This window comes from Kosakonia pseudosacchari (assembly GCF_900184035.1).
Taxonomy (GTDB): domain Bacteria; phylum Pseudomonadota; class Gammaproteobacteria; order Enterobacterales; family Enterobacteriaceae; genus Kosakonia; species Kosakonia pseudosacchari.
In genome coordinates this window covers 177,605-194,994 of sequence record NZ_FXWP01000022.1, presented here as the reverse complement: position 1 = coordinate 194,994, position 17,390 = coordinate 177,605, and the positions used below count along the sequence as shown (strand labels likewise).

Genomic DNA, 17,390 nt, shown 5'->3' with positions numbered 1-17,390 from the left:
CCGGGCGTTAGCCGATGGCGGCATTGCTTTATCTGAACGACGAAACGACACGAAAATGATGAATTAATCGCCTTCGCGGATCATCTTCTCCAGCCTTTCTCTCAATTCACCTTCCAGCGCCAGCGCTTTTTGCGTTTTGAGATCGATACAGACGAACGTCACCAGCGCATCAGCAACCATTTGCCCCTCAGGGTTCAATGTCACGGCCTGGCTCAGCACACCGCTTTTGCCATTAATCTGCTGCACATGGCTGGTTACCGTAAGCACATCGCCCAATACAGCCGGGCGTCGATAGTTGATATTAATATTGACCACCACGAAAGCGATGTTGTTGGCGGTCATCCATTTAAAGCTCTCGTTGTTTTCCAGCCCATCCCAGCGCGCCTCTTCAAGGAACTCAAGATAGCGGGCATTATTCACATGTTGGTAGACATCAAGATGAAAACCACGAACTTTGATTTGCGTCTGCATAGCGCTTCAACCTTTACCGTTTATAGTTATAGAGACAGAGGTCATACTGGTATGACCTCTTTATTCTGGCAAAGATTAGCGACTACGCAAGCGGCTTACAGTTTCAGATTCGACAGATTACGCTCAACCAGCGTTCCTCCTATGCCTGGCACCTGCTTAAGATCGTCTACAGATTTAAACGGGCCATACTCTTCCCGGTAGCTGACAATTGCCTGAGCTTTCTTAATGCCTACGCCATTCATAACCCGCGACAGCTCTTCTGCCGTTGCGCTATTGATACTCACCCGGGTACCACCTTCATCATCCGCGCTTTTCGCCGCATCCTGCGCTTTAGCTTGCGCTGAGGTGGCGGTATCGCTTTTACTTTGCGCAGCCGGTGGCTTAGCCGCAGCAGAAGGTGCTGCCAACGCACTGTGGCTCAGCGTCGCGCAAGCGAGGGACAGCGAAATTAAGAGTGCTTTGATTCCATGTTTCATTGTGTTTCTCCTTTGTTTTCAACGCCAGACAACAATAACCACAGCAAAGAAGGCAGACAAAACACAAACTTCTAAAATGGAAAAGGCCGCGAAAGCGGCCTTTAAGGTTTGCAGAGTATTACTCTTTTTTTGCGAGATGCATCGAGCCTTTTATTGCTGTGGCTCAGCGACGATGTCACCCAGTTTGATCTTGGCTTCTTTGCGCAAGTTGCTCATCAACGCTTCAAAAGCGATTTGCGCGTTGTTCTGCGTGATGCCCTGCACCATCGCTTTTTTCTGCGCATCCGGCATCGTGCCGGCTTTCACTTCATCCAGCGCCATGATAACAACATTACCTTGCTGATCGTTGGCAGTGCCGAAGGAAGGTTTATCTTTTGCTGGCAGCGGCAGATTAAACGCCGCCTGACTGACCGGATCCTGGCCAGTACGTGCCAGCGTTTTCGCCGCACCAAAGCTCAGGCCAGCCGCTTTCAGCGCGTCATCACCTTTACCGGCTTTCAGCTCACCCAGCAGTTTATCCGCATCAAGTTTTGCTTGTTGCTCCGCTTTGTTGTGCTTCACGATATCGCTGACCTGGGTTTTTACCTCGTCCAGCGGTTTGATCGCTTCGGCTTTGTGATCGGCGATACGCAGCACAAATGCGCGGTCACCATCAACGGTGATGATATCGGAGTTGCTGCCCGGCGTACCGTTCTGCCCTACCAGACCACCATTGAAAATGGCATCGCTTACCGGTTTGAAATTCAGCTCTTCCGGCAGATTATCGCGACTGAACCAGCCAGTCTGTACTGCTTTGGCACCAGCAGCCTGTTCAGCACCCGCCAGCGATTCGTTATCGTTGCTCGCCGCTTCGCTCACTTTCTGCTGCAGCGCGTACCATGCATCCAGCGCTTTTTCCTGTTTCACTTTCGCTGCCAGTTCATCGCGCACATCGTTCAGCGGTTTCACCTGCGCTGGCTGGATATCATCCAGACGAGCAACCAGGTAACCCACAGAAGATTTAATGACGCCAGACAGCTGGCCTTTCTCTTTCAGACCAGCGTTTTTCAGCTCTTCCGGCGTGGTGGCGTCTTCAAGCCAGCCCATGTCACCGCCGTTACGCGCAGAAATGATGTCCGCAGATTTCGTCTTTGCCAGCGCGGCAAAGTCTGCGCCTTTTTTCAGCTCGTCCAGCACCGCTTTTGCTTCATCTTCCGTTTTGGTCTGGATAATGCTGTAGCGATTACGCTGTGGCTGAGTGAACTGATCCTGATGCTGATCGTAATAAGCCTGGATTTGCTCGTCGGTGACGGTTTCCTGCATCGATGCCGCATCCAGCTTGATATAGCTTACGCGGAACTGCTCCGGTGAGGTAAAGCGGCTCTTGTTCTGATCGTAGTAGCTGGCAATTTCTTCATCGCTTGCGGTCTGCTTCGCCGCCAGCGCGTTGACATCAATCACCGCCTGGCGCACAACACGCTGTTGAGCGACCAGCGCAGCCAGCTCGTCGGTTTCGCCTTTGAGCATGAAATCCGTACCGGCAACGGCATTAATCAATTGCTGAGAAGTTAACTGATTGCGCAGCGCCTGCGCATATTGATCGGTGCTCATCCCCATCTGGTTTACGATGGCGCTGAAGCGATTGTTATCAAATTTACCGTTAGCCTGGAATGCCTGAGTAGCGAAAATCGCTTTTTTCACCTGATCATCGCTAATGCCGAGACCCAGGTTTTTTGCGTACTGGTCCAGCAGCGCTTCATCAATTAAGCGGTTGAGCACTTGCTGACGCACAGATTTCATATAGTTTTCGTTGGCCGCCAGTTCCGAGAACTGATCGCCCAGCTGTTGCGCCATGCGGTTGCGCTCGCTATTCACCGCATTTTCAAACTGTGAACGGCCGATTTCCTGACCATTAACTTTTGCGGCGTAATTATTGTTACCGCCAATCAGGTAGTTACCTACGCCAGTCAAAATGAATGACACGATAATCAAACCCAGAATGATCTTGAGCACGACGTGATTTGCCGCCGCGCGTAAATTGTCCATCATGGTGTAACAACACTCCGCTGTAGGTGACTGTAGATCTCAGGCAGCTCAAGTTGCCCGCTGCGTGTAAACGCGTATTTTGACAAGAAAACGGGGCAATTGTTAGCCCGCATCGCGTATTAACTCGCAGAAAGTGCGTTTGCACAAATAAAAAAGGCACATCTCGCGATGCGCCCTTGTAGTTTGTCGCTATCCCTTCAAAGGGAAGGCGATCAGTTTACTGCGTCTTTCAGTGCTTTGCCTGCGCGGAAACCAGGAACTTTAGCCGCAGCAATGGTGATTTCTTTGCCGGTCTGAGGGTTGCGGCCTGTACGGGCAGCACGCTCTTTAACAACAAAAGAGCCAAAACCTACCAGCGCTACGTCGTCCCCGGATTTCAAAGAATCAGTAACGGCAGCAATAAAAGCATCTAACACACGTCCAGCCGCAGCTTTAGAGATGTCAGCATCTGCGGCAATCTTGTCTACCAGTTGAGATTTATTCACTCTACTCTTCCTCTCTTTATAATTTATATCGCACCTGAATCCTTCACAGCGCGACCGCGCAGCAGTTATATCAGGCCTGTCATGCCCTTACAACACCAGTTGATGATGACACACCCAACCAGCAATCTAAATTAGCTATACAAAAAAAGGCTGGCAAGTCCGAAATCACTCACCAGCCTTGTTTTTATTAACGCACTTTGCGCAAGGTCACTATTTTGCCGTTACGACTTGCATACCAAAGGGTTCATTCTGCAGCGCAAGGCTGAGAACTTCTTCGATACGCTTAACCGGATGGATATCCAGATCGGCGACAACGTTGTCCGGAATCTCTTCCAGATCGCGCTTGTTTTCGTAAGGAATCAGAACAGTCTTAATGCCCCCACGATGCGCCGCCAGCAGTTTTTCCTTCAGACCGCCAATCGGCAGAACCTGGCCGCGCAGGGTGATTTCCCCTGTCATCGCCACATCTGCACGAACCGGGTTACCGGTCAGACAAGAAACCAGCGCGGTGCACATCGCGATACCTGCGCTCGGGCCATCTTTCGGCGTGGCACCTTCCGGCACATGAACGTGGATATCGCGTTTCTCATAGAAATCGCCGTTAATGCCGAGTTTTTCAGCGCGGGCGCGTACTACCGTCAGCGCTGCCTGAATCGACTCCTGCATCACTTCACCCAGCGAGCCTGTGTAAGTCAGCTTACCTTTACCTGGGACACAGGCGGTTTCAATGGTCAGCAAGTCGCCGCCCACTTCCGTCCATGCCAGACCGGTGACCTGACCCACACGGTTTTCATCGTCCGCACGACCGTAATCAAAGCGCTGCACACCAAGGTAGTCATGCAGGTTTTCGCCGTTGATTTCGATATGCTTCAAAGACGGATCCAGCAGCAGCTGTTTCACCGCTTTGCGGCATAATTTCGAAATTTCACGCTCCAGACCACGCACACCCGCCTCACGCGTGTAGTAACGGATGATGCCGATGATAGCACTGTCATCAACCGTCAACTCATTAGGTTTCAGCGCATTACGCTCAATTTGCTTGGTCAGCAGATGACGCTTGGCAATGTTCAGTTTCTCGTCTTCGGTGTACCCAGAAAGGCGGATCACTTCCATACGATCCAGCAGCGGCGCCGGAATATTCATGGAGTTGGAGGTGGCGACAAACATCACATCGCTGAGGTCGTAGTCCACTTCCAGATAGTGATCGCTAAATGCCACGTTCTGTTCCGGATCCAGGACTTCCAGCAGAGCTGAAGCCGGATCGCCGCGCATATCGGACGACATTTTATCGATCTCATCAAGCAGGAACAGCGGGTTTTTAACGCCCACTTTCGCCATCTTCTGAATCAATTTACCCGGCATTGAACCGATGTAAGTACGGCGGTGACCGCGGATTTCCGCTTCATCGCGCACGCCGCCCAGCGCCATGCGGATGTATTTGCGCCCGGTAGCCTTCGCAATGGATTGGCCCAGAGAGGTTTTACCTACCCCCGGCGGTCCCACCAGACACAGAATCGGCCCTTTCAGTTTGTTCATACGGCTTTGGACCGCAAGATACTCAAGAATGCGGTCTTTGACTCGTTCGAGGCCGTAGTGGTCGGTATCCAGAATTTCCTGCGCCTGACGCAGATCTTTTTTGACCTTGCTACGCGCATTCCATGGAACCTGCACCATCCATTCGATATAGCCGCGCACCACGGTTGCTTCCGCAGACATCGGCGACATCATTTTCAGCTTTTGCAGCTCAGATTCGGCTTTCTCTTTTGCCTCTTTCGGCATTTTCGCGGCGTCGATTTTACGCTTCAGCGCTTCGTTTTCGTCCGGCGCGTCATCCATTTCACCCAGTTCTTTCTGAATGGCTTTCATCTGTTCATTCAGATAGTACTCACGCTGGGATTTCTCCATCTGCTTTTTCACGCGATTGCGGATGCGCTTCTCAACCTGCAGCAGATCGATTTCAGACTCCATCATCGCCATCAGATATTCCAGACGTTCGTTGACGTCGGACATCTCCAGCACAGACTGCTTATCCGCCAGTTTCAGCGGCATGTGTGCAGCGATGGTGTCAGCCAGACGCGCAGGATCGTCGATGCTATTGAGCGACGTCAGCACTTCTGGCGGGATTTTTTTGTTGAGCTTGATATAGCCTTCAAACTGGCTGATTGCCGTGCGCACCAGCACTTCCTGCTCGCGCTCATCAATCGCCGGCGAGTCAAGGTATTCTGCTTTCGCTGAGAAGTGCTCACCATCGTCGGCAAGCGTGGTAATGCGCGCGCGCTGAAGCCCCTCGACCAGCACTTTTACCGTGCCATCGGGCAGTTTCAACATTTGCAAAATAGACGCCACGGTCCCGACGGTGAAAAGATCGTTTACACCCGGCTCATCCGTTGAGGCTTCCTTCTGTGCAACCAGCATGATTTTTTTATCATGGTCCATGGCCGCTTCCAGACAACGGATAGATTTTTCCCGTCCCACAAATAACGGAATGACCATGTGCGGATAAACCACCACATCGCGCAACGGCAATACGGGGATTTCAATGCGTTCAGAACGCTCAGGATTCATAGAGCTCTCTCTTAGTTTAAAGTCCGCCAGGTAATCAGGTGACGTGACTGTGCAACACGCACCATTAACATGTAAAGCAGTATATGGGGATGTTTCCCACACATTCAACGCCGTGTTTACGGAAAAATAAAAGGGGAGATAAAATCCCCCCTTTTCGATTAACTGATTGTAAGATTTGGTTAATTATTCGCCAGACGCCTGCTGCGCTTCCGGCTTGCCATAAATCAGCAAGGGTTTGCTTTGACCCGCGATGACCGACTCATCAATTACCACTTTCTCGACATCTTCAAGTGATGGCAGATCATACATGGTGTCAAGCAACGCAGCTTCAACGATAGAACGCAGCCCACGAGCGCCGGTTTTGCGCACCATGGCTTTCTTAGCGATAGCGTCGAGCGCTTCGTCGCGGAATTCGAGATCCACGCCTTCCAGGTTAAACAGCGCCTGATACTGCTTAGTCAGGGCGTTTTTAGGCTCTTTCAGAATCTGAATCAGCGCTTCTTCGCTCAATTCACTCAGCGTTGCTACTACCGGCAGACGACCGATAAACTCAGGGATCAGACCGAATTTAATCAAATCTTCCGGTTCAACCTGCGCCAGCAGTTCGCCTTCGTTGGCTTTTTCAGATTTTCCTTTCACCGTCGCGCCAAAACCAATGCCAGAACCGGTTTCAACACGGTGAGAAATCACTTTATCCAGCCCTGCGAACGCACCACCACAGATAAACAGGATTTTAGAGGTATCAACCTGCAAAAACTCCTGCTGCGGATGCTTACGTCCACCCTGTGGTGGAACCGCAGCCACAGTACCTTCGATCAGCTTCAGCAGCGCCTGCTGTACACCTTCGCCGGAAACGTCACGGGTAATCGACGGGTTATCAGACTTACGGGAGATCTTGTCGATTTCATCGATGTAGACAATCCCGCGCTGCGCTTTCTGCACGTCGTAGTCGCACTTCTGCAGCAGTTTCTGGATGATGTTTTCTACGTCTTCACCCACGTAACCTGCTTCGGTCAACGTCGTGGCATCGGCCATGGTGAACGGGACATCTAACAGGCGCGCCAGCGTTTCCGCCAGCAACGTTTTACCGGAACCCGTCGGCCCGATAAGCAGGATGTTACTTTTGCCCAGTTCAACGCCGTTGCTAGTGTCACCATTACGCAGACGTTTGTAGTGGTTATATACCGCGACCGCCAGCACTTTTTTCGCCTGCTCCTGACCGATGACATAATCATCAAGATGGTGGCGAATTTCATGCGGAGTCGGCAGCGCGCTGCGCTCGCGATGCGGCGCAACTTCTTTAATCTCTTCGCGAATAATGTCGTTACACAGATCCACACATTCGTCGCAGATATACACGGATGGCCCGGCGATCAGCTTACGCACTTCATGCTGGCTTTTGCCGCAAAAAGAGCAGTACAACAGTTTGCCCGAACCATCTTTGCGTTTATCTGTCATGAGTCAAAACCTCTTATCTGTTCTTTGTGCCGCACATGACGACGCATATGCCATTCCAGGCGCAAAACGTTACTCAAGCGTGTGCCGCTTGTACCTAATAGTATAGCGGCACCTGTAGCCTGAGCTTAGTTACGATGGGTTAAAATTGAATCAACCAGCCCGTATTCAACCGCCTCTTGCGCGGCAAGGAAGCGGTCACGTTCTGTATCGCGTTCAATTTGTTCTAAAGATTGACCCGTATGATGCGCCATAAGTTCATTCATGCGCCCTTTCACTTTCAGAATCTCACGCGCGTGGATTTCAATATCCGTCGCCTGGCCCTGATAGCCGCCCAGAGGCTGGTGAATCATCACACGTGAGTTTGGCAGGCAGAAACGCTTGCCCTTTGCCCCCGCCGTCAGCAGGAATGCGCCCATTGACGCCGCCTGGCCCATACAAATCGTGCTAACGTCCGGCTTAATAAATTGCATGGTGTCATAAATTGACATCCCTGCGGTAATTACCCCGCCAGGCGAGTTAATGTACAGGTAAATGTCTTTTTCCGGGTTTTCCGCTTCCAGAAACAGCATTTGCGCCACAATCAGGTTCGCCATGTGGTCTTCAACCTGACCAGTCAGAAAAATTACGCGTTCCTTGAGAAGACGGGAGTAGATATCGAAAGAGCGCTCACCACGTGAGGTCTGTTCAATAACCATTGGCACCAGGGCCATATGGGGTGCAAAGTTGTCTCGTTCGCCGCTGTATGACATTTCCGTCTCCTGGATAAAAAATTAACAAACCTGCTGTACTGATTGTACTTGAGTGAGTGGGGTCTGACTACGACGCCTCACGGACGGATTATCAGCCAGAGTCTTTTCTGTCGCTTTTCCCTTAGTGGGGATGACATTACCTGATTTCAAGCATAACAATCTTTTGCTGTTACGCTAACACTGAAACGCCCTTTTAGCACAGATCTGATAGTCCTGATGCGATAAAAAAAGCCCGTCACCAGCAAGCAGGTGACGGGCTTATTGCTTTTAGCTATCGCAGAAGTCGATTAAGCCTGTTGGTTCATCAGTTCGTTAAAGGAAGTGGCTTTTTCAGTCACTTTCGCTTTTTCCAGAACCGCTTCAACCGCTTGTTCTTCCAGCGCGACGTTACGCATGTTTTCCATCAGCTCTTTGTTTTTGCTGTAGAATTCGATCACTTCTTTCGGATCTTCATACGCAGATGCCATCTCTTCGATCAGGCCTTTAACGCGCTCTTCGTCAGCTTTCAGCTCGTGGGTACGAATGACTTCGCCCAGCAGCAGACCAACAACAACACGGCGTTTAGCCTGCTCTTCAAACAGCTCGCGCGGCAGTTCCAGAGCTTGTTTTTCGTTGCCACCGAAACGCTGTGCAGCCTGACGGCGCAGAACGTCGATTTCACTGTCAATCAGCGCAGCCGGAACATCGATTTCGTTCGCTTTCACCAGGCCTTCAATTGCCTGAGATTTAACACGGTTACGCACCGCGCCTTTCAGCTCACGCTCCATGTTTTTGCGCACTTCAGCGCGCAGACCTGCAACGGAGCCATCTTCCACGCCAAAGCGTTTGATGAACTCTTCGGTCAGTTCCGGCAGCTCACGCTCTTCAACTTTTTTCAGGTTAATGACGAATTTCGCCGCTTTACCTTTCAGGTTTTCTGCGTGGTACTCTTCCGGGAAGGTCACGTCGATGGTGAACTCTTCACCCGCTTTATGGCCTTTGATACCGTCTTCAAAGCCCGGGATCATACGACCCTGGCCCATTGCCAGTACGAAATCAGTGGCTTTGCCGCCTTCGAATTCTTCGCCATCAACGGAACCGGTGAAATCAACGGTCACGCGATCTTCAGCGTCAACAGCACCGTCTTTGTCTTTCCAGGTCGCCTGCTGCTTGCGCAGCGTTTCCAGCATGGTGTCCACATCAGCATCGGTCACTTCAACAACCGGTTTTTCAACTTCAATGGTATCCAGCGCTTTCAGCTCAACTTCCGGATACACTTCGAACTCTACAGAGTAGGTGAAGTCTTCGCCCAGTTTGTATTCGCCCGGAACATAGTTCGGCGCGCCAGCTGGGTTGATTTTTTCCTGAATGATCGCATCGATAAAGTTGCGGCTCATCAGATCGCCCAGAACGTCCTGGCGAACAGACGCGCCATAACGCTGAGCAACAACGGTCATCGGTACTTTACCCTTACGGAAGCCGTCAATACGCACTTTCTTCGCTACGTTGACCAGCTCGCTCTTCACAGCGGTCTCGATGCTATCAGCAGCGATTGTAATCGTTACACGGCGCCCAAGGCCCTGAGTGGTTTCAACTGAAACTTGCATCTTGTTACCTCAAAAAATCACAGTGCTCGGTCAACTCTACTCTGCGAAGCAAACCGTTTCGCTTGCAGAACCGGGATGTTCTCTCAAATCAGATATACATTCCCTGTCGTCAGAATCATCCCGAAGACATTCCGAAAAATAAGACGCAGCATTATAGCGGCATCACAGATATGAGTCGAGAACGGGAATGTCGCAATGGTGCGTCATTTTTCACACTTCTGAAGCAATTTCGCTCAAAAAACTGCGTTTCTCGCTCAAAATTCAGACAAAACAAAACGGCCCGTAGGCCGTTTTTACATAATCTGCATGCAACATACTGGAAAAGTTTGGGCAGTTGCAACCCGGTTTTTACGCGATGCTTCCGGCACCACGACAGGCTGGCGAGGTCAGCAGGGTATCCTGCAAACCTTCCCACTCCTTAAGTGTGTAAGTATGCAGAGCGAGTGCATGAATCGTCGTAGACAGTTCGTCTGCCAACGTGCCGTAAATCATGCGATGACGGTTAAGAAAACGCTCTCCAGTAAAGCGGTCGCTCACCAGTACAACTTTGAAGTGACTTTCAGAACCTGCGGGGACATTGTGACGATAACTCTCGTCAACAACCTCAAGAATGAGGGGCTCAAACGCCGCCTTCAGCTTTGCTTCTATCTGTTCACGCATCATCATGATATTACACCTCCGACAACGCTGAGATGCCAGCCATCTCTTTAAATGTTAGCCGCTTTTACCGTCTCTATAACAATAAAACAACAAAAAATTAGCGTTCGTCCTATTTTCCCGTTCAAGGGGATGAACTCTACTAAAAGCAGCTTTTTTTGCGCGGCATCACCCATAAAAAGGTTTTTGACGGCAAAAAAAGCACAAGACGATGAATTTCCATGCATTGAGGACTTCCTCTTAACAGCGGCAATGTTATGATGGCGAGAATTTTCCCCCAGAAGCTTAGATCCTTGAGAGCCTGAACATGTTTAAAAAACTACTCTTTCCGTTGGTCGCTTTATTTATGCTGGCCGGGTGTGCAACCCCGCCGACAACACTTGATGTCACCCCAAAAATTACTCTGCCACAGCAGGATCCAAGCCTGATGGGTGTCACCGTGAGCATCAACGGTGCCGATCAGCGTCCGGATCAGGCGCTGGCCAAAGTCACGCGCGATAACCAGCTGGTTACCCTGACAGCCTCCCGCGATCTGCGTTTCCTGCTACAAGAAGTGCTGGAAAAACAGATGACCGCGCGCGGTTATATGATCGGGCCGAACGGCGCGGTAAACCTGCAGATTATTGTTAACCAGCTGTATGCGGATGTCTCTCAGGGCAACGTCCGCTACAACATCGCGACCAAAGCGGATATCGCCATCATCGCGACGGCTGCGAACGGCAACAAAATGACCAAAAACTACCGCGCAAGCTATAACGTCGAAGGCGCATTTCAGGCTACCAACGACAAGATTGCCGGTGCGGTTAACAGCGTGTTGACTGACACCATCGCTGATATGTCTCAGGACACCAGCATTCACGACTTCATCAAGCAAAACGCCCGTTAATCTTTTTCTGGCCCGGTTTTCCGGGCCAGTTTTTAACTCATGTCCAGTCACTACTTACGCATTTTCACTCAGCCAAAATCAGCCATCCTGCTGATTCTGGGTTTCGCTTCCGGTTTGCCTCTCGCCCTGACCAGCGGCACACTCCAGGCGTGGATGACCGTTGAAAACATCGATTTAAAAACCATCGGTTTCTTCTCTCTGGTCGGCCAGGCTTACGTGTTTAAATTTTTGTGGTCACCGCTGATGGATCGCTACACGCCGCCTTTATTCGGGCGTCGTCGTGGCTGGCTGCTCCTTACGCAAATTCTGCTGCTGGTATCGATTGCCGCAATGGGGTTCCTCGATCCGGCCAACCATCTGCGCTGGATGGCGGCGCTGGCTGTGCTTATCGCATTCTGCTCTGCGTCTCAGGATATTGTGTTCGATGCCTGGAAAACGGATGTGCTGCCGCTCGAAGAGCGAGGCGCAGGTGCGGCAATAAGCGTGCTGGGCTATCGGCTCGGAATGTTGGTTTCCGGGGGACTGGCACTATGGCTGGCGGATCGGTGGCTCGGCTGGCAGGGGATGTACTGGCTGATGGCCGTGCTTCTGGTCCCGTGCATTATCGCCACCCTGCTCGCACCGGAGCCAGAGGATGTGATTCCGGTGCCGAAAACGCTGGAACGCGCCGTTGTCGAGCCGCTGCGTGATTTCTTTGGGCGTAACAACGCCTGGCTTATTCTTCTATTAATAGTGCTGTACAAACTGGGCGATGCGTTCGCCATGAGTCTGACGACAACATTTCTCATCCGCGGTGTCGGTTTTGACGCCGGAGAAGTCGGCGTGGTGAACAAAACCCTGGGGCTTATCGCCACGATTATCGGCGCGTTGTTTGGCGGCGTACTGATGCAGCGGCTATCCCTGTTCCGTGCGCTGTTAATTTTTGGCGTACTGCAGGCCATTTCGAATGCCGGTTACTGGCTGCTATCGATTACGGCGAAAAGCATTTTTACGATGGGTTCAGCCGTCTTTTTAGAAAACTTGTGTGGCGGCATGGGGACTGCGGCGTTTGTCGCGCTATTAATGACGCTCTGCAACAAGTCCTTCTCGGCAACGCAGTTTGCGCTGCTCTCGGCGCTGTCGGCGGTTGGACGCGTCTATGTCGGCCCGCTGGCTGGCTGGTTTGTTGAAAGTTACAGTTGGTCGACGTTCTATCTCTTTTCGATTGTGGCCGCGCTTCCCGGTCTGGTATTGCTGGTGTTGTGCAAAAAAACACTGGCATTTACGCAACAGAGTGAAAGTTTTCTCTGCAGAACGGAATACGCTGCAGCGTACCGGCTGGCGCTACGCATACTCAGCGCCGGTTGCATGCTGTTAGGCTGCTGGCTGCTGGTGCTGATGGTCAACGCCACAGGTTTTACCGACTGGTCTTTTGGCACCACGCTTCTGGAATGGGGCGCACTGTTAGCGATTATCGGCATTGTGTTTGGCGGTGTGTTGGATCTGCTGGCGCTACGTAAAACAGAGTTGCTATGACGGGATAAAAAAGCGCCTGCGGGCGTTTTTTTCGGCGTCAAAAGCATGAGGATGTTAAAAAACAGTAAAATGACAAAAAAATCACTCAAGAATATATTTAGTCGCTATTTTCCTATTAAAATCAGGCCATCAAAAAATAAAAACAGCCCAAAACAATTCACCGCAGTTATTATTATGCTCAATAAATAAACACCACCTCTTTTTAGCAAAGCGCCTAATTCAAATTGAACAAATAAAAAATCTTAATTGTTTTGTGCCTTATAAATTAAAGGCTACTCTTTAACGATTCAGCACGGTTATTAATTGTTGGGTTTCAAGTTCGTTCCAATAATGTTCAATATTTGCTGGATATTTGTTAAATAAATGTATATTTAACTGATTGGTTATATCAATTTACCCCCAACGCTGATTGTCATGTAATTTTTCCGTTATAATCTCACTCTCTGGCAGTGCGAATCGCTTTTTTTACAGATTGTTGCATTCGATGTGACATAAACGGCAAAAGCCAGTAACACCTTACTGACACAGAGCCAATCATGTTTACAGTAACGTAACCTTTCCGTAAAATGCCCGCACACTTTAAGCGCCACCAGATCCCGTGGAATTGAGGTCGTTAAATGAGACTCAGGAAATACAATAAAAGTTTGGGATGGTTGTCATTAATCGCCGGTACTGTTTTACTCAGTGGCTGCGATTCTGCACTTCTTGACCCCAAAGGACAGATTGGACTGGAGCAACGTTCGCTGATACTGACGGCTTTTGGCCTGATGTTGATTGTCGTTATTCCCGCCATCTTGATGGCCGTTGGTTTCGCCTGGAAGTATCGTGCGAGCAATAAAGATGCGAAGTATAGCCCTAACTGGTCACACTCCAATAAAGTGGAAGCTGTGGTCTGGACGGTGCCAATTCTTATCATCCTGTTCCTTGCCGTATTGACATGGAAAACCACCCACGCGCTCGAACCGAGTAAACCATTAGCCCATGATGAACAACCGATCACCATTGAAGTTGTTTCTATGGACTGGAAATGGTTCTTCATCTATCCGGAGCAGGGCATTGCTACCGTGAACGAAATCGCCTTCCCGGCTAACGTTCCGGTTCAGTTCAAAGTGACCTCCAACTCCGTGATGAACTCGTTCTTTATCCCGAAACTGGGTAGTCAGATTTATGCGATGGCCGGTATGCAGACCAACCTGCATCTGATCGCCAACGAAGCTGGCACCTACGATGGTATCTCCGCAAGCTACAGCGGCCCGGGCTTCTCGGGTATGAAGTTTAAAGCAATTGCTACGCCGGATCGTGCCGCATTCGACCAGTGGGTCGCAAAAGCGAAACAAGCTTCGAATACCCTGCCGGATATGGCAGCGTATGAAAAACTTGCTGCGCCAAGCGAATACAACAAGGTTGAATACTTCTCCAGCGTGAAACCCGATTTGTTTAAAGACGTTATCAACAAATTTATGGGCCACGGCATGAGCATGGACATGAACCAACCGAAGGGCGAGCATAGCGAGCACGAAGGTATGGAAGGCATGGACATGAGCCACGCGGAAACCTCTCACTAAGGGGTCGAGGAAGAAAACGATGTTCGGAAAATTGACACTGGATGCAGTCCCCTACCATGAACCCATTATTATGGTTACGGTGGCTGCCATTATCATCGGTGGCCTGGCATTAGTGGCCCTGATTACTTACTTCGGTAAGTGGAACTACTTGTGGAAAGAGTGGCTGACTTCGGTTGACCATAAAAAACTCGGTATCATGTACTGCATCGTCGGTATCGTGATGCTGATTCGTGGCTTTGCTGACGCCATCATGATGCGCAGCCAGCAAGCACTCGCCTCGGCGGGTGAAGCAGGCTTCCTGCCGCCGCACCACTACGATCAGATCTTCACCGCCCACGGCGTGATCATGATCTTCTTCGTAGCAATGCCGCTGGTTATCGGTCTGATGAACGTGGTTATCCCACTTCAGATCGGCGCTCGCGACGTGGCGTTCCCGTTCCTGAACAACCTGAGCTTCTGGTTCACGGTTGTCGGTGTGATCCTGGTTAACCTGTCTCTGGGCGTGGGTGAATTCGCGCAGACTGGCTGGCTGGCTTATCCGCCGCTATCGGGAATTGAATACAGTCCTGGTGTCGGGGTTGACTACTGGATCTGGGCACTTCAGCTCTCCGGTATCGGTACGACGCTGACCGGTATCAACTTCTTCGTTACCATTCTGAAGATGCGTGCGCCGGGCATGACGATGTTCAAGATGCCGGTATTTACCTGGGCATCGCTGTGCGCCAACGTGCTGATTATCGCCTCGTTCCCGATCCTGACGGTCACCGTCGCGCTGCTGACCCTGGACCGCTATCTGGGTACCCATTTCTTCACCAATGAAATGGGCGGCAACATGATGATGTACATCAACCTGATCTGGGCCTGGGGCCATCCGGAAGTGTACATCCTGGTTCTGCCGGTGTTCGGTGTGTTCTCGGAAGTCGCCGCGACCTTCTCGCGTAAACGTCTGTTCGGTTACACCTCGCTGGTTTGGGCGACCGTGTGTATTACCGTACTGTCGTTCATCGTTTGGCTGCACCACTTCTTCACCATGGGTGCGGGCGCGAACGTTAACGCCTTCTTCGGTATCGCCACCATGATTATCGCCATCCCGACCGGGGTGAAGATCTTCAACTGGCTGTTCACCATGTACCAGGGCCGTATCGTGTTCCATTCAGCGATGATGTGGACCATCGGCTTTATCGTGACCTTCTCTGTGGGCGGTATGACCGGCGTATTGCTGGCGGTACCGGGCGCGGACTTTGTGCTGCACAACAGCCTGTTCCTGATTGCTCACTTCCATAACGTCATCATCGGCGGTGTGGTATTTGGTTGCTTTGCGGGTATCACTTACTGGTGGCCGAAAGCGTTTGGCTTCACCCTGAATGAAACCTGGGGTAAACGCGCGTTCTGGTTCTGGATTATCGGCTTCTTCGTAGCATTTATGCCGCTGTATGTACTGGGCTTTATGGGCATGACCCGTCGTCTGAGCCAGCAGATCGATCCGCAGTTCCACACCATGCTGGTGGTTGCCGCTTGCGGTGCTGCGCTGATTGCCTGCGGTATTCTGTGCCAGCTGATTCAGTACTATGTCTCCATCCGCGACCGTCACCTCAACCGTGACCTGACCGGTGACCCGTGGGGCGGCCGTACGCTGGAGTGGGCGACCTCTTCTCCGCCGCCGTTCTACAACTTCGCTGAAGTGCCGCACGTTCATGAACGTGATGCCTTCTGGGAAATGAAAGAAAAAGGCGAAGCGTACAAGCAACCTGCACATTATGAAGAAATTCATATGCCGAAAAACAGCGGTGCGGGCATTGTTATTGCCGCTTTCGCAACGGTGTTTGGCTTTGCCATGATCTGGCACATCTGGTGGATGGCGATCGTCGGTTTCGCCGGCATCGTAATTAGCTGGATTGTGAAGAGCTTTGACGAGGACGTGGATTACTACGTACCGGTTGCAGAAGTCGAAAAACTGGAAAATCAGCATTTCGATGAGATCAAAAAGGCAGGGCTGAAAAATGGCAACTGATACTCTGACGACTGCGAACGCCCACGCGCACGAACATGGGCACCATGATACAGGACCGATGAAAGTCTTCGGTTTCTGGATCTACCTGATGAGCGACTGCATTCTGTTCTCGATCCTGTTCGCGACCTATGCCGTGTTAGTCAATAACACGGCGGGTGGTCCGTCGGGTAAAGACATTTTCGAACTGCCGTTCGTTCTGGTGGAAACCGCCCTGCTGCTGTTCAGCTCCATTACCTATGGCATGGCGGCGATCGCCATGTATAAGAACAACAAAAGCCAGGTCGTTTCCTGGCTGGCGTTGACCTGGCTGTTCGGCGCAGGCTTCATCGGGATGGAACTCTATGAATTCCATCATCTGATTGTTGAAGGTATGGGTCCGGATCGCAGCGGCTTCCTGTCAGCGTTCTTCGCGCTGGTTGGCACCCACGGTCTGCACGTAACCTCGGGTCTAATCTGGATGGCAGTGCTCATGTTCCAGATTTCCCGTCGCGGCCTGACCAGTACAAACCGTACACGTATCTTGTGCCTGAGCCTGTTCTGGCACTTCCTGGACGTGGTATGGATTTGTGTATTCTCAGTCGTTTATCTGATGGGGGCGATGTAATGAGTCATTCAACCGATCATGGCGCTTCCCACGGTAGCGTAAAAACCTACATGACAGGTTTTATCCTGTCGATCATCCTGACGGTGATCCCGTTCTGGATGGTGATGAGCGGTACTGCGTCCCACGTGGCGATCCTCGGCACCGTGCTGGTGACCGCAGTAGTACAGATTCTGGTGCATCTGGTGTGCTTCCTGCACATGAACACCAAGTCTGATGAGGGCTGGAACATGACGGCTTTCGTCTTTACTGTGCTGATCATCGCGATCGTGGTGGTAGGTTCCATCTGGATTATGTGGAACCTCAACTACAACATGATGGTTCGATAAGAGCGGCGAAG

15 protein-coding genes are annotated in these 17,390 nt (G+C 51.2%); 6 read left to right on the top strand and 9 right to left on the bottom strand.

Annotated features, from left to right (window positions below; genetic code table 11):
* Positions 1-63 precede the first annotated feature (63 nt).
* The 9 genes from BN2591_RS18000 to bolA all read right to left on the bottom strand — a co-directional run bounded on the left by BN2591_RS18000 (position 64) and on the right by bolA (position 10,481).
* Positions 64-471 (bottom strand): YbgC/FadM family acyl-CoA thioesterase, encoded by a 408-nt coding sequence (locus BN2591_RS18000; protein WP_020456774.1) that lies wholly within the window; start codon positions 469-471, stop codon positions 64-66.
* Positions 472-566: 95 nt separating this feature from the next.
* A complete protein-coding gene (locus tag BN2591_RS17995) occupies positions 567-947 on the bottom strand; it encodes a helix-hairpin-helix domain-containing protein (protein ID WP_086873260.1) in 381 nt (126 codons plus the stop codon).
* Positions 948-1,097: 150 nt separating this feature from the next.
* A complete protein-coding gene (gene ppiD, locus BN2591_RS17990; RefSeq protein ID WP_086873259.1) occupies positions 1,098-2,975 on the bottom strand; it encodes a peptidylprolyl isomerase in 1,878 nt (625 codons plus the stop codon).
* 209 nt (positions 2,976-3,184) lie between these two features.
* Complete coding sequence (gene hupB, locus BN2591_RS17985) at positions 3,185-3,457, bottom strand: nucleoid-associated protein HU-beta (RefSeq protein WP_017458889.1); 273 nt, start codon at positions 3,455-3,457, stop codon at positions 3,185-3,187.
* A gap of 210 nt (positions 3,458-3,667) precedes the next feature.
* Positions 3,668-6,022: an endopeptidase La gene (gene lon / locus BN2591_RS17980; protein ID WP_086873258.1), complete on the bottom strand. Its 2,355-nt coding sequence runs from the start codon at positions 6,020-6,022 to the stop codon at positions 3,668-3,670.
* Between the two features lie 183 nt (positions 6,023-6,205).
* The gene (gene clpX, locus BN2591_RS17975; protein WP_007373539.1) at positions 6,206-7,480 is read right to left on the bottom strand and encodes an ATP-dependent protease ATP-binding subunit ClpX; all 1,275 of its coding nucleotides are present in this window, start codon (positions 7,478-7,480) and stop codon (positions 6,206-6,208) included.
* Positions 7,481-7,605: 125 nt separating this feature from the next.
* The gene (clpP, locus tag BN2591_RS17970; protein WP_017458886.1) at positions 7,606-8,229 is read right to left on the bottom strand and encodes an ATP-dependent Clp endopeptidase proteolytic subunit ClpP; all 624 of its coding nucleotides are present in this window, start codon (positions 8,227-8,229) and stop codon (positions 7,606-7,608) included.
* Between the two features lie 287 nt (positions 8,230-8,516).
* On the bottom strand, positions 8,517-9,815 hold the full coding sequence (tig, locus tag BN2591_RS17965; RefSeq protein WP_086873257.1) for a trigger factor: 1,299 nt from the start codon (positions 9,813-9,815) through the stop codon (positions 8,517-8,519).
* A gap of 348 nt (positions 9,816-10,163) precedes the next feature.
* A complete protein-coding gene (gene bolA, locus BN2591_RS17955) occupies positions 10,164-10,481 on the bottom strand; it encodes a transcriptional regulator BolA (RefSeq protein WP_017458883.1) in 318 nt (105 codons plus the stop codon).
* Positions 10,482-10,779: 298 nt separating this feature from the next.
* On the opposite strand from bolA, the gene BN2591_RS17950 reads away from it, so the two are divergent.
* The 6 genes from BN2591_RS17950 to BN2591_RS17925 all read left to right on the top strand — a co-directional run bounded on the left by BN2591_RS17950 (position 10,780) and on the right by BN2591_RS17925 (position 17,379).
* Positions 10,780-11,358, top strand: coding sequence for a lipoprotein (locus tag BN2591_RS17950; protein WP_017458882.1), 579 nt, complete (start codon positions 10,780-10,782; stop codon positions 11,356-11,358).
* A gap of 39 nt (positions 11,359-11,397) precedes the next feature.
* Positions 11,398-12,873, top strand: coding sequence for a muropeptide MFS transporter AmpG (ampG, locus tag BN2591_RS17945; protein ID WP_086873256.1), 1,476 nt, complete (start codon positions 11,398-11,400; stop codon positions 12,871-12,873).
* A 617-nt stretch (positions 12,874-13,490) separates the two neighbouring features.
* A complete protein-coding gene (cyoA, locus tag BN2591_RS17940) occupies positions 13,491-14,438 on the top strand; it encodes a cytochrome o ubiquinol oxidase subunit II (RefSeq protein ID WP_086873255.1) in 948 nt (315 codons plus the stop codon).
* A 19-nt stretch (positions 14,439-14,457) separates the two neighbouring features.
* On the top strand, positions 14,458-16,449 hold the full coding sequence (cyoB, locus tag BN2591_RS17935) for a cytochrome o ubiquinol oxidase subunit I (protein ID WP_086873254.1): 1,992 nt from the start codon (positions 14,458-14,460) through the stop codon (positions 16,447-16,449).
* Complete coding sequence (locus BN2591_RS17930; protein WP_086873253.1) at positions 16,439-17,053, top strand: cytochrome o ubiquinol oxidase subunit III; 615 nt, start codon at positions 16,439-16,441, stop codon at positions 17,051-17,053. The genes cyoB and BN2591_RS17930 overlap by 11 nt, the downstream gene beginning before the upstream one ends.
* Complete coding sequence (locus BN2591_RS17925; protein ID WP_017458876.1) at positions 17,053-17,379, top strand: cytochrome o ubiquinol oxidase subunit IV; 327 nt, start codon at positions 17,053-17,055, stop codon at positions 17,377-17,379. The genes BN2591_RS17930 and BN2591_RS17925 overlap by 1 nt, the downstream gene beginning before the upstream one ends.
* The last annotated feature ends 11 nt before the right edge of the window (positions 17,380-17,390 follow it).